Here is a 22,746-nt window from a genome sequence, read left to right as displayed (position 1 = left end):
CAACGCCTGCCCGCCGTAACGGGGCACGAGGGCGGGTGAAAAAGGGTCGAAGCAATGATCGGAATCGCGCGGCTGACGGCGGCGAGGATCGCCCGCGCGGGCAATGCCGCACCGGCACGGCCGGCGGTCGCCTCGCCCCTGCTCTACCTGACCGCTGGACTGTTCCTCCGGCTGATGATGTTCGGCAAGCCGGCTTTCCAATCGGATGAGCAATTCTACCTGCTGGTCGGCCAGCGCATGGCGCAGGGCGCCTTGCCTTTCGTCGATATCTGGGACCGAAAGCCCTACGGCCTGTTCCTGCTCTATCGCAGCCTGTTCGCCCTGCCCATCGACCCGGTGCTGGCATATCAGCTCGCCGGCCTGGTCTTTTCGGTTCTCACGGCGCTGGTGATCGAACGCATGGCCCGCGCCATCGCGCCTGCCCGGGCAGCGCAGGCCGCGGGCCTTGTCTACCTGCTCTACCAGCCGGTGTTCAACGTGGCACTGGGACAGGCGCCGGTATTCTACAATCTCCCCGTCGCGCTGGCCGCCCTGATCGTGCTTCGGGCCATGCCGCCAAACCGGGATACAAGGCTGGTCCTGCGGGGATGCGCCGCCATGCTGCTGCTCGGCCTGGCCCTGCAGATCAAATATAGTGTTGTTTTCGAGGGCGTGGGTTTCGGCATGATGCTGCTGCTTCGCGGGCGGCGGGACGGCTGGGGCCTACCGCGGCTGGCTCTGACCGGCGCGGTCTGGGCCGGAACCGCCCTCGCCCCCACTCTCGCCGTCTGGGCCGGCTATGCCGCGGCCGGGCACGGCGCGGCATTCGTCCAGGCCAACTTCCTCTCGATATTCGGCCGCGCCGTCGATCAGGCAGACGCTTTCGCGCAACTGGCGAAAGAGGGCTTGGCGATGACGCCCTTCGCGCTCGCCATCCTGCTCGCGCCGCGGCGCCATGCGCTTCCAGGCGGAACTTGTCCCGCCATGCTTCCGGGCATGCGGGTCTGGGCGCTCGTCGCCGTGCTGGGATTCCTGGCTTTCGGCACCTGGTACGACCATTATCTCGGGCCGGTCCTCGTGCCCCTTTGCCTGCTGTCGGCCCCGGCCCTCGCCCGCGAGGCTCGCGGCGAGCGTTGGTACGGACGGCTCCTGCTGGGCTTCGGCCTGCTGGGCGCTCTGGTGGTTCCGGCCCTGCAAGTGCGCGAACGCGGCACGGCGGCGGACTTTGCCGCCGCCAGCCAGGCGGTCGCACGCGAACTGCGGGGCCGCTGCCTCTATGTCTACGAAGGCGACAGCGCCCTCTACCGCACCACCAATGCCTGCATTCCCACGCGCTTCGCCTACCCAAGCCATCTCAATGCAATGAACGAGGCCGGCGCGCTGGGAGTCGATCCCGAGGCGGAAGTCGGCCGGATCCTGCAAAACCGCCCCGGCGTGATCGTGGTCTCGGAATCGAGCCGTCCCAACCTGCCCAATCTGCAGACCCGCGCGCAAATACGAAAAGCCCTCGCGCACTCATACGAGCGCTACGAGGGCGTCATCGTCGGCACCCGGAAATTCGGGCTCTACCGGCTGAAACCGGCCTTCTGAGCCAGGCCCACTGCTTCAACGGCGAGCCCGGCTGGCGGGTCAGCGCGCCTTGGCGACCGCAAAGCCGTGCTGGCGCGCGGCATCCTTGGTCGATTCCTCGGTGCGGTTGAGCGCCTTGGCAATTTCCTTCAGACCCTTGCCCTTACCGGCCAGGGTCTGAAGCTTCTGCAGTTCCTCCGGCTTCCAGGGCTGCTTGTGCTTGGCGATCTTGTCGCTCATTCGGCTGCTTCCTTCTTGGGCTTTGCCGGAGCCTTGGCGGTGGCTTTCTTTGCGGCAGGCTTCTTGGCTGCGGGCTTCTTGGCTGCAGCAGGCTTGTCCCCGGCGTCCTTTGCGGCCGCTTTCTTTGCAGGCGCTTTCTTGGGCGCGGCCTTCTTGGGCGCCGCCTTCTTCTTGCCCTTCGCCGGACCCTTGGCAGCCTTCTCGTCGATCAGCGTGATCGCCTGCTCGGCCGTCAGGTCCTCCGGCTTCTGGTCGCGCGGCAGGGTGGCATTGGTCGTGCCGTCAGTGACGTAAGGCCCGTAGCGACCCGCCAGCACCTTGATCTCGCCGCCCGATGTCGGGTGAGCGCCCAGAACCTTGATCGGCTCGGCTGCCGCACGCGAACCACGCCCGCCCGCGCCCGCCGCCGCTTCGGCAAGCTTGGTCACGGCCATGTTCATGCCCGTCTCGAACACTTCGGCGGTCGAACGCAGGCGGGCATATTTGCCGTTATGCGCAAGATAGGGGCCGTAACGGCCGATGCTCGCGGTGATGTCGTTGCCGGTTTCCGGGTGCGGCCCGATCGTGCGCGGCAGGCTGAGCAGCTTGATCCCCCATTCCAGCGTGAGTTCATCGATATCCTTGGGGATCGACGCGCGCTTGGCTTCCTTGCCTTCGCCGAGCTGGATGTAGGGACCGAAACGTCCCGAACGACGCATGATCTCAAGGCCGGTTTCGGGGTCCTTGCCCAGGCCTTCGTCATCGCCGCCATCCGCGGCGCCGCCGGGTTGTGCGAACTTGCGGGTGAACTTGCACTCCGGGTAGTTCGAGCAGGCGACGAATGCGCCGTAGCGACCGCCGCGCAGCGACAGGCGGCCCTCGCCGCACTTCGGGCAAAGACGCGGATCGGTACCGTCCGCCTTGGGCGGGAACAGGTAGTCGGACAGGAATTCGTCCAGCGCCTCGGTCACTTCCGAGGGCTTCTTTTCCATGACTTCGTCCGACTTCGGCTTGAAGTCGCGCCAGAAGGCTTCGAGCAGCGCCTTCCATTCCTGGCGGCCGCCCGAAACGTCGTCCAGCTCGTCTTCCATGCCCGCCGTGAATTCGTAGGCGACGTAGCGCTGGAAGAAGCGTTCGAGGAACGAGGTGAGAAGTCGGCCCGATTCCTCTGCGAAGAAACGGTTCTTCTCGGTGCGGACGTAGTTGCGGTCCTTGATGACCTGGATCGTCGCCGCATATGTCGACGGACGGCCGATGCCGAGTTCTTCGAGGCGCTTGACCAGGCTGGCTTCCGAGAAACGCGGTGGCGGCTGGGTGAAGTGCTGCTCGGCCGTGACGCCCTTTTTCGCCGGCATGTCGCCCGACTTCATGAACGGCAGCAGGCCGCCGTCGTCATCTTCGGACTTGTTGTCCTGACCTTCCTCGTAGACGGCAAGGAAGCCCGGGAACTTCACCACCTGGCCCGAAGCGCGCAGCTCGTGCTGGCCGGTGCCGTCCCGGAGAGTGACCGTGGTGCGTTCCAGCGCGGCCGAGGCCATCTGGCTGGCCATGGCGCGCTTGAAGATCAGGTCGTAGAGGCGCGCCTCGTCGCCCGAGCCGAAACGGTCGCGGGTGAACTCGGTCGGCCGGATCGCCTCGTGCGCTTCCTGCGCATTCTTCGCCTTGGTCTGGTAGATGCGCGGCTGCTCGGGCAGGTAATGGCCCGAGAACCGGTCCGTGATCGCGGCACGGGCGGCCGAGATGGCGCTGGGGTCCATCTGCACGCCGTCGGTACGCATGTAAGTGATCGCGCCGGCTTCATAGAGCGTCTGCGCCACGCGCATGGTCTGGCTGGCCGAGAAGCCGAGCTTGCGCGCCGCCTCCTGCTGCAGCGTAGACGTGGTGAACGGCGGCTGCGGGTTGCGCTTGTGCGGCTTGGTCTCGACCGATTCGACGGTGAAGGCACCGTTTTCGACAGCAGCCTTGGCGCGCATCGCCGTGCCTTCTTCGCCGATGCTGAGGCGATCGAGCTTCTTGCCCTCGAAAGCGACCAGCTTGGCGGCGAACTCGGTGCCGTCATGCGCCATCTGCGCCGCTACGGACCAGTATTCCTGCGGCTTGAAAGCCTCGATCTCGCGCTCGCGGTCGACGATCAGGCGCAGGGCCACCGACTGCACGCGGCCGGCCGACTTGGCACCCGGCAGCTTGCGCCAGAGCACCGGCGAAAGCGTGAAGCCGAACAGGTAGTCCAGCGCGCGGCGGGCGAGATAGGCGTCGATCAGATCCTGATCCAGCTCGCGCGGCTGGGTCATCGCCTTGGTGACGGTATCCTTGGTGATGGCGTTGAAGGTCACGCGCTGCACGTCCTTCGGCAGCGCCTTGCGCTTGGCCAGAAGTTCGCGCACGTGCCAGGAAATCGCTTCGCCTTCGCGATCAGGGTCAGTCGCGAGGATCAGGCGGTCTGCCCCCTTCGCGGCGTCGGTGATCGCCTTCACCTGCTTCTGCTTGTCCCCGTAAAGCTCCCAGTCCATCTCGAAGCCCTCGTCGGGACGGACGGAGCCATCTTTCGGCGGAAGGTCGCGGACGTGGCCGTAGCTGGCGAGAACCTTGTAGTCCTTGCCGAGGTACTTCTCGATGGTTTTCGCCTTTGCCGGCGATTCTACGATGACTAGCTGCATTCTTTCAGACTCTGTGTGCCCCTGGGCGACATGCGCCTTACGTGCGCATATACGTGTACGCATAGGGTGGGAAGCGATTGGGGCACTCGTCAAGCGCCCAGATGTGGCATCTTCATTTCAAACCAAAATTCAGGTCAGGTTTCTGCCCTGGCTGCGGGAAACCCGCCTTTTCCGCCGCTCACCGCGAACAGGACGCTCAGGACAGACTGACCCTGCCCCCCGCATGACGCTGCAGACGGCCACCGATTTCGAGTTCAAGAAGGGCCATCTGCACCGATGGCGCGCCCGCGCCCGACTGGCGAATCAATTCGTCGACCGCTACCGGCGCGCTCGTCAGCAGGTCCGCCACACAGATTTCGGGCGGCGCCACAAGCGGCCGATCCTCGTCCTGCCACTGCGACTGGGCTTCCTGCAAGCTGGCGGTCATCCGCGATCCGGGTATCCCGTCGAAACCGGAAAGCAGTTCGATGACGTCCTCCACCGATTGCACTAGCACGGCGCCATCGCGAATGAGCTGGTTGCAACCACGCGAGCGCGGATCGAGCGGCGAGCCCGGCACTGCCATGACCTCGCGCCCCATCTCTCCGGCGAGCCGCGCGGTAATGAGCGACCCGGACTTCGGCGCCGCCTCCACCACCAGGGTCCCCGTTGCCAGCCCGGCGATGATGCGGTTGCGAGTGGGAAAGTGACGGGCCAGCGGCTCCGTCCCCGGCGGCTGCTCTGCGAGCAGCAGGCCCTCGCTGGCGACACGCGCCTGCAAGTCGGCATGTTCGGGCGGATAGGCGATGTCGATCCCGCTGGCGATCACGCCTATGGTCGAGCCGCCCGCCAGAGCGCCGGCATGCGCCGCGCCGTCGATGCCGCGCGCCAGACCGGAAACTACCGTGAAACCCGCCTCGGCAAGGCCATGCGCGAAGTCCCGCGCCAGACGCACGGCACCTGCCGAAGCGTTGCGTGCGCCCACGATAGCCACGGCCGGGCGGCCCAGAACGGCAAGATCGCCGCGATAGGTCAGGATCGGCGGCGCGCCGTCGCTATGGGCGAGAAGCTGCGGATAATCCGGCGAATCGTGAAAAAGATAACGCGCACCGGCCTTTCGCGTCGCCGCGATTTCCGCCTGGACCCGGTGTTCGGACGCCGCTTCGTATGGCCGTCCTGCCCGTCCGGCGAGATCCGGAAGCGCGCCGAGCGCCGCGCGCGCCTCCCCAAACCGGCCGAGAAGTTGCCTGTAGGTGATCGGGCCGATATTCGGCGAGCGCAGCAGGCGAATGCGGGCGAAGGCTTCCTCCTGCGAAAGCGCAGCAGCCTCCCCCGGCGGTACGCCCTGCTCCGCGCCCCCCGCCCCGGTCACGGCTTCTTGCCGCTCCCGATCCTGGGTTCCGTTCCGGCGCGCAGGCGGGCGAGGTTCTCGCGGTGCTGGAACACCACGATAGCGGCGATCACGGCGAGCACGCCGGCCGCCTCACCATGACCCAGCAACAGGGCCACAATCGGCGCGACGACGGCGGCCGTCATTCCCGCAACAGAGGAAATCCGCAAGGTCAGCAGCAGCCCGATCCAGGTCACGGCATAGGCAAGCCCCACCGGCCAGGCGAGCCCGAAGGCGATGCCGGCGGTGGTGGCGACCCCCTTGCCGCCCTTGAAGCCCAGCCAGACCGGGAAACAGTGGCCGAGAAACGCGCCGAGCGCGGCCAGCCAGGTCCATTCCGGCAGGAAATGAGCAGCGATCAGGACCGCGGCCAGGCCCTTCAGCAGGTCCAGCAGCAGGGTGGCGGCCGCCAGCCCCTTGCGGCCCGTGCGCAGGACATTCGTGGCCCCGATGTTGCCCGAACCGATCGAGCGCAAGTCGCCGGCCCCGGCCATGCGCGTAATCAACAGGCCGAAGGGCACCGAACCGAGGGCATAACCCATAAAAAGGGCGAGAATCCAATCCATGAACGCCTCTTAAGAGCCTGCGTGAAAATCCGCCAGAGGTGCATTCGCCGCGCCGCTGTTCGATGGCTCCATTTCGGCGCAGTCTTACCCGGTTACGCGCAAATCGCGAGCGGACTTGCAGCTTTGAACATTGCTCTTTCCCGTGCCGAGCGATTAACAGGGTACAAGGTCCAGGAAAAACGATGTCCCCAATGCCCCATGCGCTGCCCGCGACGTCCGTCGCCCCCGCTTCCGTCGATCCCACTTCCGTCGATCCCACTTCCGTCGAACCGGGCGCGCCGATCCTGCTTTTCGATTCGGGCGTGGGCGGGCTCACCGTTCTGGGCGAATTGCGCAAGATCCTGCCGCAGGCGCCGGTGATCTATGCCGCCGACATGGCCGGCCTGCCCTATGGCACCAAAAGCGAGGCGCAAGTCACCGCGCGCGTTGCCGGGCTGCTCGGCCGCATGACGGAGCGCTTTGCGCCGCGTCTGGTCTGCATCGCCTGCAATACCGCCTCCACGATCGCGCTCGGCATGGTGCGCGAAGTGCTGGAAGTGCCGGTTGTCGGCACGGTCCCGGCCATCAAGCCTGCCGCCGCGATGACCCGAACCGGCGTCATCGGCCTCCTGGGCACCCAGGCAACCGTCCGGCAGGCCTATGTCGACAGGCTGGAGCAGGAATTTGCGCCGGGCAAGCGCCTGCTGCGCTATGGCGGCCCCGGCCTGGTCGAAGCCGCCGAAGCCAAGCTGCGCGGCGAGCCGGTCGACCTTTCCGCGATCGTCCGGGCCGCAGAGGCTCTGCGCGCCATGCCCGGCGGCGAGGATATCGACACGCTGGTGCTGGCCTGCACTCATTTCCCTCTGCTCGAAGAGGAACTCGCGCAGGCTTTCGGCCCCGGCGTCCGCTTCATCCACGGCGCCGCGGGTATCGCCCGGCGCATCGCCCAGCTTACCGAGGGCCAGGAATACGCTCGCCAGCAACCGGACCGCGCGTTATTCACCGGATCGGGAGAATTTCCCGGAGCGTATGGCGATGCGCTGGCTCGCTACGGGTTGCCGGAGGGTGGACGGTTTTGACGCCGCGACTGAACCTGTTGCTGCTCATCCTGGTGCTCCTGCTGGGCGTGCCGCTCTACTGGTTCCAGTTCGACGCCAGCGCCCCCGGCGCCAAACCGCTGCCGATCACCATGTCGCGCCTGCGCGAACTGGCCGAGGGCATCCCCGGGCCTGCCCCTGTCGCTTTGCGGCAGGAAGTCCTGGGCTACCATTCCGAACTCTACAACCGCATCGCCGCCGGCAGCGGCCTGCGCCCGGTGAGGCTGGCCCTGCGCGCTTTCGAGCTGGTCGTTCCGGGCCGTGCCCCGATCCTGATCGATGCCGGCACCACGCCCGTCGATGCCAGGAAGCGGGACGTGGAGGATTTCGACTTCTCCGCCCAGAGGCGCGTCGACGAAGCGGCCGAAATCGCCACGATGAAGCTGGTGCTGCTGGATCGGCCGCTCCACCGGGGCAATCCGGCGCTGGCCTCGCCCGATGCCGTGCCGCTTCCCGATCTCGGTGACGGGGAGCCGCGCGCGGTGGCCCCCGGCGTGGTCGCCATCCCGCTGAAGGGCCTGCCCGACCGCGCGATGATGGTCTACATCCGGCTTGAGGACGGCCGCGAATATCTCTTCACCGGCGATGTCGCCAAGATCGATGCCAACTGGATGGAGGGCCGCCCGCCGGCCCGCACTTTCGCGACGATGCGAAACGGCGACGAGCGCCGCCTGACCGTCTCCTGGCTCATGACCATCAAGGCCCTGAAGCGGGCCGCCCCGGCGATGATCGTGGTTTCCGGGCACGAACCGCGAGACGTGGCGGGGATTGCAAGCGGATTTGCAAAAGATCGATCACAGTCCGCAGGACAAGCTTCTGGCCATGTCCCGATCGATCATGTATTTGCCCGCAGCAACGGGTAATAGCCCTTGGGTAACAGCCCCTTCAAGGCGAACGCAGGATAGAGCCTAGGTGAACTACGAAAACATCTTCGATCAAGCGATCGAGCGCCTCCATTCGGAAGGCCGCTATCGCGTTTTCATCGACATCCTGCGCAACAAGGGTGCCTACCCGAATGCCCGCTGCTTCGCCGGTCACAATGGACCGAAGCCGATCACGGTCTGGTGCTCGAACGACTATCTCGCGATGGGCCAGCACCCCAAGGTGATCGAGGCCATGGAAGAGGCGCTGCACGACGTGGGCGCCGGTTCCGGCGGCACCCGCAATATCGGCGGCAACACGCACTATCACATCGAACTCGAAAGTGAGCTGGCCGACCTTCACGGCAAGGAAGGCGCGCTGCTGTTCACTTCGGGCTATGTCTCGAACGACGCGACGCTCTCCACCCTGGCGAAATTGCTGCCGGGTTGCGTGATCTTTTCGGACGAACTCAACCACGCCTCGATGATCGCCGGCATTCGCAATTCGGGCTGCGAAAAGAAGGTGTTCCGCCACAACGACCTCGAACATCTCGAGGAATTGCTGGCCGCCACCGACCCCGCGCTGCCGAAGCTGGTCGCTTTCGAGTCGGTCTATTCGATGGATGGAGATGTCGCCCCGATCCACGCGATCTGCGACCTGGCCGAGAAGTACAACGCCCTCACTTATATCGACGAAGTCCACGCGGTCGGCATGTACGGCCCGCGGGGCGGCGGGATCACCGATCGTGACGAAGCGGCCCACCGCATCGACATCATCGAAGGCACGCTGGGCAAGGCGTTCGGCGTGATGGGCGGCTATATCGCCACCAACCAGAAGATCATCGACTGCATCCGCTCCTACGCACCGGGCTTCATCTTCACCACCTCGCTTTCGCCGGTGCTCGTTGCGGGCGTGCTCGCCTCGGTGAAGCACCTCAAGGGCTCCAGCGCCGAGCGCGAAGGGCAGCAGCGGTCCGCCGCCCTGATGAAGCAGATGTTCCGCGATGCGGGCCTGCCGGTCATGGATTCGACCACGCATATCGTGCCGCTGATGGTCGGGGATCCGGTGAAAGCCAAGAAGATCAGCGACATCCTGCTCGCGGAATATGGCGCCTATGTGCAGCCGATCAACTTCCCGACCGTGCCGCGCGGCACCGAACGCCTGCGCTTCACGCCCGGCCCGGCGCATACCGAGGCGATGATGCAGAGCCTCACCGAAGCCCTCGTCGAAATCTGGGAACGGCTGGAAATGCGCCTGGCGGCCTGACCGCCGCGCGCTTTCGCAGGCGCAACATTTTCTTTTGCAAAGGGCTCCCCGTTCGCACGGCGGAGCCCTTTTCATTTGCGCATCGGCCCCCAAGTTCCTCCCGTCGCCTCCGCGCGTCTCTCCCGACGCCTTCCCCCCGCGACGACGTGACCAGAAGGACTTTCATGGCCAAGCTGTTCGAGCCGATCACCATCGGCAACCTCACTCTCGACAACCGCATCGTCATCGCGCCGATGTGCCAATATTCCGCCGAAAATGGCCGGATGACGGACTGGCACACCATTCACCTCGGCAATCTGGCGCAGTCCGGCGCGGGCATCCTGACGATCGAGGCCAGCGCCGTCAGCCCCGAGGGCCGCATTTCCTACGCCGATGTCGGGCTGTGGGACGAGGCCACCGAACAGGCGATGGGCCAGGTGCTGGAAAGCGTGCGCCGCTGGTCCGACATGCCGGTTGCCATCCAGCTTGCCCATGCCGGACGCAAGGCCAGCACGGCCAAGCCCTGGGACGGCGGCGCGCAGATCGCGCCCGATCACGAGAACGGCTGGCAGACCGTCTCGGCATCGAACCTGCCGTTCCTGCCCGACGAGAACCCGCCCGAAGCGCTCGACCGCGAAGGACTTGCCCGCATTCGTGACGCCTTCGCCGACGCCGCCCGCCGCGCTGCCCGCCTCGGCATCGATGCCGTGCAGATCCACGGCGCTCACGGCTATCTGCTTCACCAGTTCCTCTCGCCGCTCTCCAACAAGCGCGAGGACGAATATGGCGGCAGCCTGGAAAACCGCATGCGCTTCCCCCTCGAAGTCTACGATGCCGTTCGCGCCGCTTTCCCGGCCGACAAGCCCGTGACGATGCGCGTTTCCGGTACCGACTGGGTCGAGGGTGGATGGGACGTGGAACAGTCCATCGCATTCGCCAAGGCGCTGGAAGCGCGCGGCTGCGCCGCCTACCACGTTTCCAGCGGCGGACTGGACGCTGCGCAGACGATCCCGGTCGGCCCGAACTATCAGGTTCCGCTTGCCCGCAAGGTCAAGGACGCGGTGTCGATGCCAGTGATCGCCGTTGGCCTCATCACCGAGCCCGAGCAGGCCGAAGCCATCATCGCGACGGGCGAGGCCGACATGATCGCGCTGGCCCGCACCGTGCTCTACGATCCGCGCTGGCCCTGGCATGCGGCTGCGGCCCTGGGCGCCAAGGTCAAGGCGGCCCCGCAGTTCCTGCGCAGCCAGCCACGCGCCTACAAGGACCTGTTCGTCCAGGCCTGAGGCAGCGCCGCCGTCCCGGACGCGATCCGGGACGGCGGCAGCAACCACGAAAAAGCCCGCCGGAATTGCTCCCGGCGGGCTTTTCTGTAATCGGATGCCTCAGATCAGCGCAGCGACACCACATTGTCGGAGACGCGCGGATCCTTGCGCTCGCCCGTGTAGAGGCTCGCCATCGGCTCGTCGGCGACGTTCAGCACTTCGCCCGTGCCGAAGCCGTTGAAGGCCGTGCGCATGGCCGCGCCGTAAGCGCCGAGCATGCCCACTTCGATCCAGTCGCCCGCCTTGATGTCGGCGGGGAGCATGAACGGGCCTTCCATGAAGTCCGCGTCGTCGCAGGTCGGGCCGTAGAACGAGAAGCCTTCGAGATCGTCCGAACGCTCGCCACCGACGGCGGCCTCGCGCGAGATGCACTTCACCGGGAAGCGCCAGGCGACGTGGGCGGCATCGTAGAGCGCGCCATAGGCACCCTCGTTGATGTAAAGCTCATCGCCGCGGCGCTTCTCGACCTTGACGATCATCGAACTGTACTCGGCCGAGAGCGCACGACCGGGCTCGCACCACAGTTCGGCGTTGTAGGCGATCGGCAGGGCTTCGAAGTGACGGTGGATGACCTGGAAATAGTCTTCCAGCGGCGGCGGCTCCATGCCCGGATAGACCGAGGGGAAACCTCCACCAACGTCGATCATGTCGATGACGACACCGGCGTCGGCAATCGCGGCGCGTGCGCGCTCGAGAGCCTGGACGTAGGCGAAAGGCGTCATCGCCTGCGAACCGACGTGGAAGCATACGCCCAGCCAGTCAGCAACCTGACGGGTGGCCTGGAGCAGCTCTCCGGCATCGGCAAGATCGACACCGAACTTCGAGGCGAGGCTCAGTTCCGAATATTCGGAAGAGACGCGCAGACGCACGCAGAGGCGCAGGTCCGTCGCGCGGTTGCCTTCCGCGTCGGTGGTCGCTTCGAGGATCTTCTCGACTTCCTCGATCGTGTCGAGGCTGAAGGTGCGGACGCCGTGTTCGAAGTAGGCTTCGCGGATCGCGCTGGCCGTCTTCACCGGATGCATGAAGCACAGGGTCGCGTCGGGCAGTGCCCCGCGAACCATGCGCACTTCACCGATGGAAGCGACGTCGTAATGCGTGATGCCGTTCGCCCAGAGGATCTTGATAAGATCCGGCGACGGGTTCGCCTTCACGGCATAGAGCGCCTTGCCCGGAAACTTCGTTGCGAAGAAACGGGCCGCGCGCGCAGCAGCGTGCGGGCGGTTGAGAATAACGGGTTCGTCGGGCGCGATTGCGCGCGCTACAGCCGGTGCGTCAAGAAATTCGAGCAACTCAAGGGACCCCCAAACGGAATTGTTAATGACAAGAGCTGCCTTGCGGTTTGGAAGTCCCCATGGGGCAGCGAGGGGCGGGATATAGGGCTCTCAAGCTGAATCGCAAGTGAAAAAAGGTCCGTTTCACAGAAACGTCATAATCGGAAATCGGGCGTGAAATCATGCCGCCTCTCCACTTGGTTTTTCTGCGACTTTACAGAGCGTTAGCTCGCGCAACCCTAACCGGTCATCCGTCATGAAAGGGACACCTGGATATGCCGGTTTCACAGCTACAATGCAGGAGAGGTCGGCCGAGTTCTTTCGAGTCGACCAGGAGGGGACCGAGTGGGGGAATCGCGGGACGGATCGAGCCGTCCCGCGTTGATTTCAGGGGCTTCCCTTAGCTGAGACGGTCGCGGAAATCCTCGTAACCGAAGCGGCGGATGCATTCGAGCGAGTCGGTCTCGGAATCCCAGAGCCAGATCGAGGGAAGCGGAACGCCGTTGAAGGTCGTGGTCTTCACCATCGAGTAGTGGGCCTGATCGAGGAACGCGAAACGTGCTCCTGGCTCGGCCGCGACGGGCAGGACGTAATCGCCGATCACGTCGCCGGCCAGGCACGAAGGCCCGCCAAGCCGCACCGGCTCGCCTTCGCCCTCTTCCTTTTCCCCCAGCATCGCGGGCCGATAGGGCGCTTCGATCACGTCCGGCATGTGGCAGGTGGCGGAAATGTCGACGATCGCCACGGGCATGCCGTTATGCGCCACGTCGAGCACGGACCCCACCAGGATGCCCGCATCGAGCGCGACGGCCTCACCCGGCTCGATATAGACTTCGGCGCCGGTATCCTCCTGAAGGTCGATCAGGAATTCCACCAGCTCGTCGCGCTGATAGTCGGCGCGGGTGATGTGGTGGCCCCCGCCCAGGTTGATCCACTTGAACTGGCCGAAGAACGGTTCAAGGTAATCGAAAGCCTTGTCCCAGGTCCGCCGCAGCGGCTCGAAGTCCTGTTCGCACAAAGTGTGCATGTGGATGCCGTCGATCATCTCGACATGCTCTTCGGTGAGCTGGTCGATCGGGAAGCCCAGGCGCGAATGCGGTGCGCAGGGGTCGTACTTCGGCACTTCGCCTTCAGCATGCATCGGATTGACGCGCAGACCGATGTCGAAGTCCTCTCCGCGCGCGCGCGCCGCCTCAATCTGCGCCCAGAAGCGCTCGATCTGCATCGGTGAATTGAAGATCACATGGTCCGACAGGCGCAGGATCTCGTCGAGATCCTGTTCCTTGTAGGCCGCGCAATACGTCGCGATCTCACCATCGTAGAATTCCGAGGCAAGGCGGGCTTCCCACAGGCCCGAGGTGCAGACGCCGTCGAGATATTCGCCGACGATCTGCGACGTCGACCACATCGAGAAGGCCTTGAGCGCGGACAGGACCTTGGCGCCCGATCGTTCGCCGACATCGGCCAGCACGCGCAGGTTGCTGCGCAGCCGGGCCGCATCGACCACGAAACTGGGGCTGTCGACGCGCGACAGGTCGAAATGGGCGAAAGCTCCCGGATCACCGGCGCGGGTTTCCATGTTCGTTCAGTCCTTTTCGGATGGCCCCCGCGAAGGGAGCCGAATTTGCAACCAGATGGCCCTGCCTGCGCACGGCTTCAAGAACACGTCAGCCGAACGGGCCCTTGAAGATGAACCAGGCCCCTGCCCCGACCAGCGCGAAGCCGACAATCTCGTTCAACCCCGGCTTCTGACCGAACAGCGCCCAGGCCACCAGGACGAAAGCCATGAGCGACATGGCCTCCTGCAGCACCTTGAGCTGGCCCAGCGAATAGACCTGGCTGCCGATCCGGTTGGCAGGCACGGCCAGGCAATATTCAAAGAAGGCAATGCCCCAGCTCATCGCCACGGCCACCCACAGGGCTTTGCCCGGCATCTTGAGATGCAGGTACCAGGCGGTGTTCATGAAGATATTGGAGCCCGCCAGCATGGCCACGGGCGCAACGAAGGTCCAGTTCACGGCCGCCTCAGTCGACGCAGATGGCGTTGACCGCCTTGCCCTGCTTGACCTCGGCATAGCAGCCATAGAGCTTGTCGTCGGCCTGGCAGGTCCCGCTCGCCGCCTTGTCCGGAGACACGGCGCCCGCACTGCCGACGCACTTGCCCTGGCACTGCGCGGAATCGGTGCAGGGCTTGCCCGCATCGGCGTAGGGATGGACGCATTGCTCCATGCCCAGCATGCCGCGGCGCTGCACGGTGCCGCCTGCGGACTGGCAGGCCGCGCGATCGTCCGCGCTCATGTCGCGGTTATAGTCCTGCCCCTCGCCCTTGTGTCCGGCCGGCTGGGTCGGCGGTGTCGGGGTGGAAGGCGGCTGCGGACCGTCCTGCGGCGCGCAGCCGACCAGCGCGAGAGCGCCGAAGGCAGCGACGAGGACGGTCCGCAGCCCTGCCATCAGAACGCCAGCGGTCCGTCGAGTTCCTCGACCGTCCACGGCAGGCCATGCTGGTTGAGCATGTCCATGTAGGGGTCGGGATCGAACTGCTCCATGTTGAACACGCCTGCACCGCTCCACTTGCCGGTCAGCAGCATGGCCGCGCCGATCATCGCCGGAACGCCGGTGGTGTAGCTGACGGCCTGGTTGCCGGTTTCGGCATAGGCGTCTTCATGGTCGCAGATGTTCTTGATGTAGAACGTCTTCTCGCCCGAACCATCGAGCGCTTCGCCGGTCGCGATGTCGCCGATGTTGGTCTTGCCCTTGGTCGTGGGGCCGAGCGAGGCCGGCTCGGGCAGCACCGCCTTCAGGAACTGGAGCGGAATGATCTCGACGCCGTTGTAGATCACCGGGTCGATGCGGGTCATGCCCACGTTCTGCAGCACGGTAAGGTGCTGGATATAGGCATCGCCGAAGGTCATCCAGAAGCGCGCGCGCTCCATCTCGGGGATGAACTTCGCGAGGCTTTCCAGTTCCTCGTGATACATCATGTACATGTTCTTGGGACCGACGGCTTCGAAGTCGAAGCTCTGCTTCACGCCCATCGCCGGGGTTTCGACGAACTGGCCGTTCTCCCAGTGGCGGGCCGGCGCGGTCACTTCGCGGATGTTGATTTCCGGGTTGAAGTTGGTCGCGAAAGCCTGGCCGTGGTCGCCGCCGTTGCAATCGAGAATATCGAGCGTGCGGATGGTCTTGAGCTTGTGCTTCTTCAGCCACATGGCGAAGACCGAGGTCACGCCCGGATCGAAGCCCGAGCCGAGCAGCGCGGTGAGGCCCGCTTCCTTGAACTTGTCCTGGTAGGCCCACTGCCAGTGATATTCGAACTTGGCCACGTCCTTGGGCTCGTAGTTCGCGGTATCCATGTAGTTCACGCCGGTCGCCAGGCAGGCGTCCATGATCGCGAGGTCCTGATAAGGCAGCGCGAGGTTGACGACGAGTTCCGGCCCGATCGAGCGGATCAGCGCGCTCGTCGCGGCCACGTCATCAGCGTCGATCGCATAAGTGCTGATCGAGACGCCGGTGCGCTCCTTGACCGACTCGGCAATCGCCTCGCACTTGGAGACCGTGCGGCTCGCGAGGTGAATGTCCGAGAAGATGTCGGGATTCATCGCCATCTTGTGGACCGCGACCGAACCGACGCCGCCTGCGCCGATCACCAGAACCTTGCTCACCAATCTGTCTCCTTAACGCGATGCTCGCGAACAGCCGCATATAGAGGCCCTGTGTGACAACTCAACTGTGAGAGTTTTTGCCCGAACTGGCGGTCGGGGCAAAAACGACGGAGGTCGCAGGCGTACCAAACAAAAGACTGTCATAATCCGCCATCGTCCCGTCATCGCGCGGTCACGCCGCGGAGGCATTGGAGCCGCACAAGCTTCTTACGGCCCGGGGGTCCGCCGAACGATGTCCAATGCCCATCCCGCATCCAACCTCATCGAAGGCGCCGTCGTCCGCCAGGAAACTAGGCGCGGTGCGCGCCTGCTCGACAAGGCCTTCGCGCTCGCCTTCAAGGGCCTGGTCTACGCGCAGATCTGGGAGGACCCGGTCGCCGACATGGAAGCCCTGCAGATCGGGCCGGACAGCCGGATCATCACGATTTCCAGCGGCAGCTGCAACGCATTGTCCTATCTCACGGCAGACCCGGCCGCGATCACCAGCGTGGACCTCAACACCGCGCATATCGCGCTCGGCCGCCTCAAGATCGCTGCGATCCGCAACCTGACGGACTATGCGGACTTGCGCCGCTTCATCGGCGAGGCCGACCATCCGGGCAATTTCGCGACTTATCGCGAGCGTCTTGCGCCCCATCTCGACGAGGCCACCCGCCGCTACTGGGAAGGCCGCGACCTCGTGGGCCGCCGGCGCATCAAGGGCTTTACGCGCGGCATCTACAAGCAGGGCCTGCTCGGTCACTTCATCGGCGCCGCCCACGTCCTTGCCAAGCTCTACAAGATCGACCCGAGCGAGATCCTCGGCGCGGAAACGCTGGAGGAACAGCGCCGGGTGTTCGACGAACGCTTCGCGCCGATTTTCGAACGCAAGCTCGTGCGCTGGCTGACCGACCAGCCCGCCTCGCTCTTCGGCCTCGGCATCCCGCCTGCGCAATACGACGCGCTGGCCGGCGGCAACCGCATGGCCGACGTGCTGCGCGCGCGGCTGGAGAAGCTGGCCTGCCACTTCCCGCTCGATGACAACTACTTCGCCTGGCAGGCCTTCGGCCGCGGCTATGGCCGTGAGGCCAAGGCGCCGCTGCCCCCCTATCTGCAGGAAGCCAATGTCGAGCTGGTACGCGAACGGCTGGGCCGGCTCACCTTGCGCCACGCGAACTTCACCCAGGTGCTGAAGGAAAGCGCCGAAGCCTCGCTCGACCGCTATATCCTGCTCGACGCGCAGGATTGGATGAGCGACGCGCAGCTGACCGAACTCTGGAGCGAAATCACCCGCACCGCCCGCCCCGGCTCGCGCGTGCTGTTCCGCACGGCCGCGGAGCCGACGCTCCTGCCGGGCCGTGTGCCCGAGGAAATCCTGTCGCGCTGGGACTATCGCGAGGATGAATCGCGGGCGGCAACCCAGGCGGATCGCTCGTCGATCTATGGCGGCGTCCACCTCTACGTGCTGCGCGGCTGAGCGCCGGACGATGACCGGAACCGCCGTTTCGCAGGATCATGCGGCCCTGATGGACAAAGTCTATCGCGGCCAGCGCCACATCTACGACTTTACGCGCAAATATTACCTGTTCGGCCGGGATCGCCTGATCCGCGAACTCGATGCGCGGCCCGGAATGGCCGTGCTCGAAGTGGGTTGCGGCACGGGCCGCAATCTCGAACTGATCGCAGCGGCATGGCCGGACGTGCAGTGCCACGGCTTCGACATCTCCAGCGAGATGCTGAAAAGCGCGAGCGCCCGGCTCGGCCCGCAGGCGCAGCTGGCGCTGGGCGATGCAACGCGGTTCGATTCGCAAGCGCTGTTCGGGCGAACCGGCTTCGACCGGGTCGTGCTTTCCTACACCCTCTCGATGATCCCCGGCTGGCAGGCGGCGCTGACGCAGGCCGCCGCGGCGCTGGCGCCCGGCGGTGTCCTCCATGCGGTCGATTTCGGCGATCTTTCCGGCCTGCCCTCTCCCTTGCGCGCCGCGCTCAGGGCCTGGCTGGGGAAATTCCACGTATCCCCGCGCCTGGACCTGCCGATGGTCGCTGCGCGCCTCGCGGGGGAGCATGGCCTACGGATCGAGGTCCAGCGCGGACCGCTTGGCTATTATCAGATGGTGCGCCTGATCCGCTGAGGCTATGCCCCCGGGCATGACGCACTCGCCCGACTATCGCCCCACTGCCGCAGGCGTGGCCCTGGCTGCCCGCAAGGTCGCGGAAATCCTGCCGCGCACGCCCCTGCTTCCGCTAGAGGTCGAGGGCCGCACGATCTGGTGCAAGGCCGAGAGCCTTCAACCCGTGGGCGCCTTCAAGATCCGCGGGGCCTGGCACCGGCTCACCGCATTGAGCGAAACGGAGCGGGCGCGCGGCGTCGTCGGCGTCTCCAGCGGCAACCATGCGCAAGGCGTGGCCTGGGCCGCGCGCCGCCTGGGCATTGCCGCTGCCATCGTCATGCCCATCGACGCGCCCGCCGTGAAGCTGGACAACACCCGCGCCCTGGGCGCCGAAGTGATCCTCTACAATCGCCCCGGCGGCGAGGACCGCGATGCGGTGGCCGGTCGGATCTGCGCCGCCCGCGGCGCCACGCTCGTCCATGCTTTCGGCGACCCCTGGGTGATCGAGGGACAGGGCAGCACCGGCACTGAAATCGCCGCGCAAATGGCGGAACTGGGCCTTGAAGCCCCCGATCAGGTGGTGGCGCCCTGCGGCGGCGGTGGCCTCACGGCCGGCCTCGCCCTCGCCTTGCCGGACGCCCGGATCGTCCCGGTCGAGCCGGAAGGCTGGGACGATGTCTGCCGCAGTCTGGCGGCAGGAGAGATCCAGCGCGTGGCCGCCGATGCCCCTCCTACCGCCTGCGACGCTCTGCAGACGCCGGCGACATGGCCCGTCAATTTCGAGATCATGAAAGCCCGCTGCCCCTTCGGCCTCGTGGCGACACCGGCCGAAATCCGCGCTGCCCAGCGCCTGGCCTTCGCCAAACTGCGTCTCGTGATCGAACCGGGCGGCGCCGCGGCGCTGGCGGCCGTGCTGGCAGGCAAAGTCGACCTGACCGATCGCACCGCCGTGATCCTCTCGGGCGGCAATACCGATGCCGAAGCCTTCGCACGCGTCCTTCGGGAAGACACCTGAACCCAGCGCTCCGCCTTTGGCGGAATCCCGTTTCGAGATGCTTTCATCTGAACGTATTTTCTGGACGAGGCCCCTTCTCCGTATTATTCTTGCCTCAAAGGGATAACTTTGGGTTGGGAGACGGGCGTGAGCACACGCAGCGAGTCATATTCGGTCGTCTCCATGCGCTGGGGTTTCGCTACTCTGGAAACGCTGCTGGTGCTGGTCACGCTGGCTGCGCTCACCAATAATCTGCTGGACGCGGACTGGGGCCTTAGCTGGTCGACTTTCTTCGTGGGCATGATCGGCAGCACCTGGGCCCTGGTGATCTACCAGCTCGTCGCGGCCCAGATGGCCGAAAAGGACGGCGATTCCTGACGGGTCTTCGCGATCCGATCTTCCGGTGCTAGGGCCGGGGCATGGATTTCGACGATCAGCTCCGCCGCTATTTCGGCACCGACGACCTTTCGACCATCGCACCCACCGCGCTGGAAACCGGCATCGATCGCATGCGCGTCGATCTGGGCATGGAGAAGGACCGGAGCCGCCGGTTCGCGCTGTGGTCCCTGCTCTATCTGTTCAACGCCTCGCCGGACCTCGACGTCGCTTTCGACAATGACGAGGACCGCAACGCCGCGCGGGATTTCATGGACATGATGGCGAAAGCGCAAGAGGCTGACTGATCCGGCGCCGCCGGTTCAGTCAGCACACATCCGCGCTTCGGGTAACCCGCAGCTTCAGGCGCGCTCGAAATAGCTCGCGAGTTCGACGTGGGTGGACCAGCGGAACTGGCCTACGGGGCGCAGTTCCACCAATCTGAAGCCCGCCTCGATCAGCCGCGCGGCATCGCGCGACCAGCTCGACGGATTGCACGAGATATAGACGACGCGGTTCACCGTGGACCCGGCGATGCATTCCACCTGCTCGCGCGCACCGGCGCGCGGCGGGTCGAGCAGCACGGCCTCGAACTTGCTCAGTTCGTCGGGTTGGAGCGGGTTGCGGAACAAGTCGCGGTGCGCGCTGAACACCGGCAGCTGGGCCCGGTCAGCGGCAGACTTGCAGGCCAGATGCGCATCGCGCGCGGCTTCGGCTGCCAGCACTTTGGTCTGCGGTCCGGCCAATGCCAGCGCGAAAGTGCCAAGCCCGGAAAAGAGATCGGCAACGGTCGCGGCGCCCTGAAGCCAGCCGCGCGCCGCTTCGACCAGCGCTTCCTCGCCGTCCACCGTCGCCTGCAGGAACGAGCCCGGCGGAAACGGCACATGCACGCCGCCGAGTTTCACGGTGACCGGCACCGGCTCCCACACGGTTTCGAAGCCGTAGCCGCCGTCCATGGTAAGGCGCGCGAGGCCATGTTCGCGCGAGAAGTCTAGCATCGCTTCGGTCGCGGCCAACCCCTCGGCAGTGAGTCCCTTCACGCCAAGGTCCACGCCCTGGTCAGTCAGGGTCATCTCGATATCGGCGGCCATGCGCGCCTGCTGGTGCCGGGCCGACTTTCCGGGCTTGCCGCCCTTCTTCGCCGGTGCCGCCTTGCCCATCATGATGAGCAGCTTGCGCAGCGGACCGAGCACGGCAAAAAGCTCCGGCGCCATGACCGGGCACTCTTCGAGCTCCACCAGCCGGTGGGACTTCGCCTCGCGGAAGCCGATGACGATGCGCCCGCCCGAGCTTTCGGCGCGCAGCGACACGCGGCGGCGCGCGCCCGGCGGGGACAGGTAAGGAGCGGAGATCGTCTCCGCGCCCAGTTCCTGCGAGGCCGAGGCATTGGCGACGCGCCCTTCGACGAAGGCGGCCAGGCTTTCCTCGTCCAGCTGCTGGAGCTGGCAGCCGCCGCAGCGGCCGAAATGGGTGCACGCGGCCTGGATATGGTGCGGCCCCCATTCCAGGGTGCCGTCTTCGCGCAGCAGGTCGCCCGGCGCGGCGCCCCAGGCGAAACGCCCGCTCGCGGTTACGCCGTCGCCCTTGGAGGCGATTCTCAGGATTTCTTCGGTTTCGGTAGTCACAGGCAGGCCGCTAGCGCAGCCGGGACCATTTGTCCAAGCTGACCGGCAGTAAAGGCAGGCGGACACCGCCGCGCGGCCTCTCCGTGGAGCCAGACGCCCTCGCAGGCGGCGGTAAAGCCATCCGCTCCGGCGGCGAGGCGGCTGGCGATGCAGCCGGCCAGCACATCGCCGGTTCCGGCCGTGGAGAGCCACGACGTCGCGCGCGGGGCGCAGGCCAGTCGGCCATCGGGCGCGGCGATCACCGTATCCGGCCCCTTGGCGACGACGACCAGCCCCGTCGCTTCCGCCAGCGCCAGCGCCCGGTGCGGCTTGCTGCCCGTGCCGTCGAGACCGAAAGCACGTTCGAGCGCCAGCAGTTCACCCTCGTGCGGCGTCGCCACGGTCGCCGCCTTGCGCTCGGCCAGATGGCGCGGGCCCAGCAGCACCAGTGCATCGGCATCCACCAGGGCCGCAGCCGAATCGGCCAGGGCAATCGCCAGTCGCTCGCGCGCGGCAGTGTCGCGGCCGAGTCCCGGTCCCACGAGAATGGCCGTGTTGCGATCATCGGCCAGTACGTCGATCAACTTGCCCTGGTCGACCACGAGGTCCGCGGGAACATTGCGCTTGCTGTCTGCGAACAGCTTCACATAGCCCGCTCCTGCTCCCTGCGCGGCCAGGCTCGCCAGTACGGCCGCGCCGGGCATTGCGCCGCCGACCACGGCCAGCAAGCCGCGCCGATATTTGTGCGCGTCAGGCCCGGGCGCCGAAATCCGAGGCTTGCTCACGGCCGTTGCCGCGCCCGACACCGGTTCGACACCGATCGGCACCAGGCGCAAAGCCCCCATTCTAGCGGTCGCCGGCATCAGGAAATGGGCGAACTTCCATGCCCCAAGCGCCAGGGTGAGGTCATAGCGCGGCAGCACTTCGTTCAGCACCATGCCGGTATCGGATTGTACGCCGCTGGGCAGATCGATGGCGACCCGGTGGTGATGCGCCTCGGCCAGACGGTTCAGCAGCGCGAATTGTTCCGCCGAGAGCGGCCGCGTCAGCCCGCTGCCGTAAAGGCAGTCGACGAAGACATCGCCTTCGGCTGCGCCCGCCTGTCCGGCGTCCAGCACCCGGCCCTGATAGAGCGCGCGCGCATGCCGCGCTGCATCGGACTTCGGCTCGCCGGCGGCCACCACGGCGACCTGCCCCCCGCGCTCGCGAATGGCCTCGGCCATGACATATCCGTCGCCGCCGTTGTTCCCCGGGCCGCACAGCACCGTGACCCGCCGCCCGGCGCAAATCCGCCAGATCCACTCGGCCGCGCCGCGCCCCGCCAGCTGCATCAGCGCATCGACGGAAGAACCCGCCGCGATCAGCGCCTCCTCCGCGCCGCGCATCTGCGACACGGTGAGGATCTGGCTATCGTGCGGGCTTGGACTCTGCGGCATGGGGCTTCCTCGTGACCGGGAACAGGTAACGGTCCGCCCCGAGGCTGACGTCGAGCCGATCACCGTCCAGCCTTGTTACCGCCACTTGCGCCCCATCGGCAACCGCCAGCCCGCTGCCGTCGGTCATGACCGTGAAGCGCCGGAACCCGCCGTCCGGATGATGGACCACCAGCACCAACCGGTCCTGCTCGCGCACGCGCTCTACCGCGCAGACCGGTTTAAGTTCCGCCGAACCGGCGACGGCGCAGGGAATGCGCTCTCCGCCTTCGGCCTGCTCCGGCACCTCATGCCCGGCAGAGCATGCCGCAAGAGCAAGGGAAAGCGGCAGGACGGTGAGGAATTTCATGGCCATGCGCCTTGCTACAGGCGCAAGCAGCGCGGCGCCAACGCCATGTGCAAGGCAGACCAAAATGGGACACCGCCTCCCCGGATCGCATCCGGGGAGGCG

At 66.1% G+C, this 22,746-nt stretch carries 22 protein-coding genes; 10 read left to right on the top strand and 12 right to left on the bottom strand.

Features of this window, described 5'->3' with window-relative positions; all coding sequences use genetic code 11:
• Positions 1-54: 54 nt before the first annotated feature.
• A complete protein-coding gene (locus EDF58_RS01970; protein WP_132262206.1) occupies positions 55-1,569 on the top strand; it encodes a hypothetical protein in 1,515 nt (504 codons plus the stop codon).
• 39 nt (positions 1,570-1,608) lie between these two features.
• On the opposite strand, the gene EDF58_RS01965 is transcribed toward EDF58_RS01970, so the two are convergent.
• From EDF58_RS01965 to plsY, 4 genes are all read right to left on the bottom strand, one after another.
• Positions 1,609-1,788 (bottom strand): hypothetical protein, encoded by a 180-nt coding sequence (locus EDF58_RS01965; protein ID WP_132262204.1) that lies wholly within the window; start codon positions 1,786-1,788, stop codon positions 1,609-1,611.
• Positions 1,785-4,424, bottom strand: a complete 2,640-nt coding sequence (gene topA / locus EDF58_RS01960) for a type I DNA topoisomerase (protein ID WP_132262202.1) — start codon at positions 4,422-4,424, stop codon at positions 1,785-1,787. The genes EDF58_RS01965 and topA overlap by 4 nt, the downstream gene beginning before the upstream one ends.
• Before the next feature lie 196 nt (positions 4,425-4,620).
• Positions 4,621-5,775 carry a DNA-processing protein DprA gene (gene dprA, locus EDF58_RS01955; protein WP_132262200.1) on the bottom strand — a complete coding sequence of 385 codons (1,155 nt, stop codon included), beginning with the start codon at positions 5,773-5,775 and terminating at the stop codon, positions 4,621-4,623.
• The gene (gene plsY, locus EDF58_RS01950; RefSeq protein ID WP_132262198.1) at positions 5,772-6,359 is read right to left on the bottom strand and encodes a glycerol-3-phosphate 1-O-acyltransferase PlsY; all 588 of its coding nucleotides are present in this window, start codon (positions 6,357-6,359) and stop codon (positions 5,772-5,774) included. Before plsY ends, dprA begins: the two co-directional genes overlap by 4 nt.
• A 182-nt stretch (positions 6,360-6,541) precedes the next feature.
• Here plsY and murI point away from each other — a divergent pair, with 182 nt between their 5' ends.
• The 4 genes from murI (at position 6,542) to EDF58_RS01930 (ending at position 10,827) form a co-directional block, all read left to right on the top strand.
• Positions 6,542-7,417 carry a glutamate racemase gene (gene murI / locus EDF58_RS01945; protein WP_243654040.1) on the top strand — a complete coding sequence of 292 codons (876 nt, stop codon included), beginning with the start codon at positions 6,542-6,544 and terminating at the stop codon, positions 7,415-7,417.
• Entirely contained in the window at positions 7,414-8,298 is an 885-nt protein-coding gene (locus tag EDF58_RS01940; protein ID WP_207912792.1) for a hypothetical protein, read from the top strand. Before murI ends, EDF58_RS01940 begins: the two co-directional genes overlap by 4 nt.
• Positions 8,299-8,347: 49 nt before the next feature.
• The gene (gene hemA, locus EDF58_RS01935; protein ID WP_132262196.1) at positions 8,348-9,562 is read left to right on the top strand and encodes a 5-aminolevulinate synthase; all 1,215 of its coding nucleotides are present in this window, start codon (positions 8,348-8,350) and stop codon (positions 9,560-9,562) included.
• Positions 9,563-9,726: 164 nt separating this feature from the next.
• Positions 9,727-10,827, top strand: a complete 1,101-nt coding sequence (locus EDF58_RS01930; RefSeq protein WP_132262194.1) for an NADH:flavin oxidoreductase/NADH oxidase — start codon at positions 9,727-9,729, stop codon at positions 10,825-10,827.
• 104 nt (positions 10,828-10,931) lie between these two features.
• Here the strand turns inward: EDF58_RS01930 and EDF58_RS01925 are convergent, their stop codons facing one another.
• The 5 genes from EDF58_RS01925 to EDF58_RS01905 form a co-directional block, all read right to left on the bottom strand.
• On the bottom strand, positions 10,932-12,155 hold the full coding sequence (locus EDF58_RS01925; protein ID WP_132262192.1) for a type III PLP-dependent enzyme: 1,224 nt from the start codon (positions 12,153-12,155) through the stop codon (positions 10,932-10,934).
• Between the two features lie 382 nt (positions 12,156-12,537).
• Positions 12,538-13,716: a carboxynorspermidine decarboxylase gene (locus tag EDF58_RS01920; RefSeq protein WP_132262190.1), complete on the bottom strand. Its 1,179-nt coding sequence runs from the start codon at positions 13,714-13,716 to the stop codon at positions 12,538-12,540.
• An 88-nt stretch (positions 13,717-13,804) separates the two neighbouring features.
• Positions 13,805-14,155 (bottom strand): DMT family protein, encoded by a 351-nt coding sequence (locus EDF58_RS01915; RefSeq protein WP_132262188.1) that lies wholly within the window; start codon positions 14,153-14,155, stop codon positions 13,805-13,807.
• 7 nt (positions 14,156-14,162) lie between these two features.
• Positions 14,163-14,588: a hypothetical protein gene (locus EDF58_RS01910; protein ID WP_132262186.1), complete on the bottom strand. Its 426-nt coding sequence runs from the start codon at positions 14,586-14,588 to the stop codon at positions 14,163-14,165.
• Positions 14,588-15,799 carry a saccharopine dehydrogenase family protein gene (locus EDF58_RS01905; protein WP_132262184.1) on the bottom strand — a complete coding sequence of 404 codons (1,212 nt, stop codon included), beginning with the start codon at positions 15,797-15,799 and terminating at the stop codon, positions 14,588-14,590. The genes EDF58_RS01910 and EDF58_RS01905 overlap by 1 nt, the downstream gene beginning before the upstream one ends.
• A 232-nt stretch (positions 15,800-16,031) precedes the next feature.
• Between EDF58_RS01905 and EDF58_RS01900 the strand changes: the two genes are divergently transcribed.
• From EDF58_RS01900 to EDF58_RS01880, 5 genes are all read left to right on the top strand, one after another.
• On the top strand, positions 16,032-17,255 hold the full coding sequence (locus EDF58_RS01900; RefSeq protein WP_132262183.1) for a BtaA family protein: 1,224 nt from the start codon (positions 16,032-16,034) through the stop codon (positions 17,253-17,255).
• A gap of 10 nt (positions 17,256-17,265) precedes the next feature.
• Positions 17,266-17,910, top strand: coding sequence for a class I SAM-dependent methyltransferase (locus tag EDF58_RS01895; protein WP_132262181.1), 645 nt, complete (start codon positions 17,266-17,268; stop codon positions 17,908-17,910).
• Positions 17,911-17,926: 16 nt separating this feature from the next.
• On the top strand, positions 17,927-18,904 hold the full coding sequence (locus EDF58_RS01890; RefSeq protein ID WP_132262179.1) for a pyridoxal-phosphate dependent enzyme: 978 nt from the start codon (positions 17,927-17,929) through the stop codon (positions 18,902-18,904).
• 126 nt (positions 18,905-19,030) lie between these two features.
• Positions 19,031-19,261 carry a hypothetical protein gene (locus EDF58_RS01885; RefSeq protein WP_132262177.1) on the top strand — a complete coding sequence of 77 codons (231 nt, stop codon included), beginning with the start codon at positions 19,031-19,033 and terminating at the stop codon, positions 19,259-19,261.
• 41 nt (positions 19,262-19,302) lie between these two features.
• Entirely contained in the window at positions 19,303-19,566 is a 264-nt protein-coding gene (locus EDF58_RS01880; protein WP_132262175.1) for a hypothetical protein, read from the top strand.
• Positions 19,567-19,620: 54 nt separating this feature from the next.
• On the opposite strand, the gene EDF58_RS01875 is transcribed toward EDF58_RS01880, so the two are convergent.
• From EDF58_RS01875 to EDF58_RS01865, 3 genes are read right to left on the bottom strand one after another with little or no spacing between them, the layout of a single operon-like run.
• Positions 19,621-20,883 carry a class I SAM-dependent RNA methyltransferase gene (locus tag EDF58_RS01875; protein WP_243654039.1) on the bottom strand — a complete coding sequence of 421 codons (1,263 nt, stop codon included), beginning with the start codon at positions 20,881-20,883 and terminating at the stop codon, positions 19,621-19,623.
• Positions 20,880-22,298: an NAD(P)H-hydrate epimerase gene (locus tag EDF58_RS01870; RefSeq protein ID WP_132262173.1), complete on the bottom strand. Its 1,419-nt coding sequence runs from the start codon at positions 22,296-22,298 to the stop codon at positions 20,880-20,882. The genes EDF58_RS01875 and EDF58_RS01870 overlap by 4 nt, the downstream gene beginning before the upstream one ends.
• On the bottom strand, positions 22,270-22,644 hold the full coding sequence (locus EDF58_RS01865) for a hypothetical protein (RefSeq protein WP_243654038.1): 375 nt from the start codon (positions 22,642-22,644) through the stop codon (positions 22,270-22,272). The genes EDF58_RS01870 and EDF58_RS01865 overlap by 29 nt, the downstream gene beginning before the upstream one ends.
• Between the last annotated feature and the right edge of the window lie 102 nt (positions 22,645-22,746).

It is taken from the genome of Novosphingobium sp. PhB57, assembly GCF_004342985.1.
In the GTDB taxonomy this organism is placed as follows: domain Bacteria; phylum Pseudomonadota; class Alphaproteobacteria; order Sphingomonadales; family Sphingomonadaceae; genus Novosphingobium.
The sequence above is the reverse complement of the archived record's forward strand: the minus strand, read 5'-3'. Positions and strand labels throughout refer to the sequence as shown.

What these genes read in the sequence shown, in the direction of transcription:
- EDF58_RS01890 (WP_132262179.1), top strand. Translation starts at nt 17,927, where the DNA reads ATGACGCACTCGCCCGACTATCGCCCCACTGCCGCAGGCGTGGCCCTG.
- EDF58_RS01865 (WP_243654038.1), bottom strand. Translation starts at nt 22,644, where the DNA reads ATGAAATTCCTCACCGTCCTGCCGCTTTCCCTTGCTCTTGCGGCATGC.
- EDF58_RS01895 (WP_132262181.1), top strand. Translation starts at nt 17,266, where the DNA reads ATGACCGGAACCGCCGTTTCGCAGGATCATGCGGCCCTGATGGACAAA.
- EDF58_RS01870 (WP_132262173.1), bottom strand. Translation starts at nt 22,298, where the DNA reads ATGCCGCAGAGTCCAAGCCCGCACGATAGCCAGATCCTCACCGTGTCG.
- EDF58_RS01900 (WP_132262183.1), top strand. Translation starts at nt 16,032, where the DNA reads ATGTCCAATGCCCATCCCGCATCCAACCTCATCGAAGGCGCCGTCGTC.
- EDF58_RS01970 (WP_132262206.1), top strand. Translation starts at nt 55, where the DNA reads ATGATCGGAATCGCGCGGCTGACGGCGGCGAGGATCGCCCGCGCGGGC.
- EDF58_RS01930 (WP_132262194.1), top strand. Translation starts at nt 9,727, where the DNA reads ATGGCCAAGCTGTTCGAGCCGATCACCATCGGCAACCTCACTCTCGAC.
- EDF58_RS01880 (WP_132262175.1), top strand. Translation starts at nt 19,303, where the DNA reads ATGGATTTCGACGATCAGCTCCGCCGCTATTTCGGCACCGACGACCTT.
- topA (WP_132262202.1), bottom strand. Translation starts at nt 4,424, where the DNA reads ATGCAGCTAGTCATCGTAGAATCGCCGGCAAAGGCGAAAACCATCGAG.
- EDF58_RS01920 (WP_132262190.1), bottom strand. Translation starts at nt 13,716, where the DNA reads ATGGAAACCCGCGCCGGTGATCCGGGAGCTTTCGCCCATTTCGACCTG.
- EDF58_RS01965 (WP_132262204.1), bottom strand. Translation starts at nt 1,788, where the DNA reads ATGAGCGACAAGATCGCCAAGCACAAGCAGCCCTGGAAGCCGGAGGAA.
- plsY (WP_132262198.1), bottom strand. Translation starts at nt 6,359, where the DNA reads ATGGATTGGATTCTCGCCCTTTTTATGGGTTATGCCCTCGGTTCGGTG.
- EDF58_RS01910 (WP_132262186.1), bottom strand. Translation starts at nt 14,588, where the DNA reads ATGGCAGGGCTGCGGACCGTCCTCGTCGCTGCCTTCGGCGCTCTCGCG.
- murI (WP_243654040.1), top strand. Translation starts at nt 6,542, where the DNA reads ATGTCCCCAATGCCCCATGCGCTGCCCGCGACGTCCGTCGCCCCCGCT.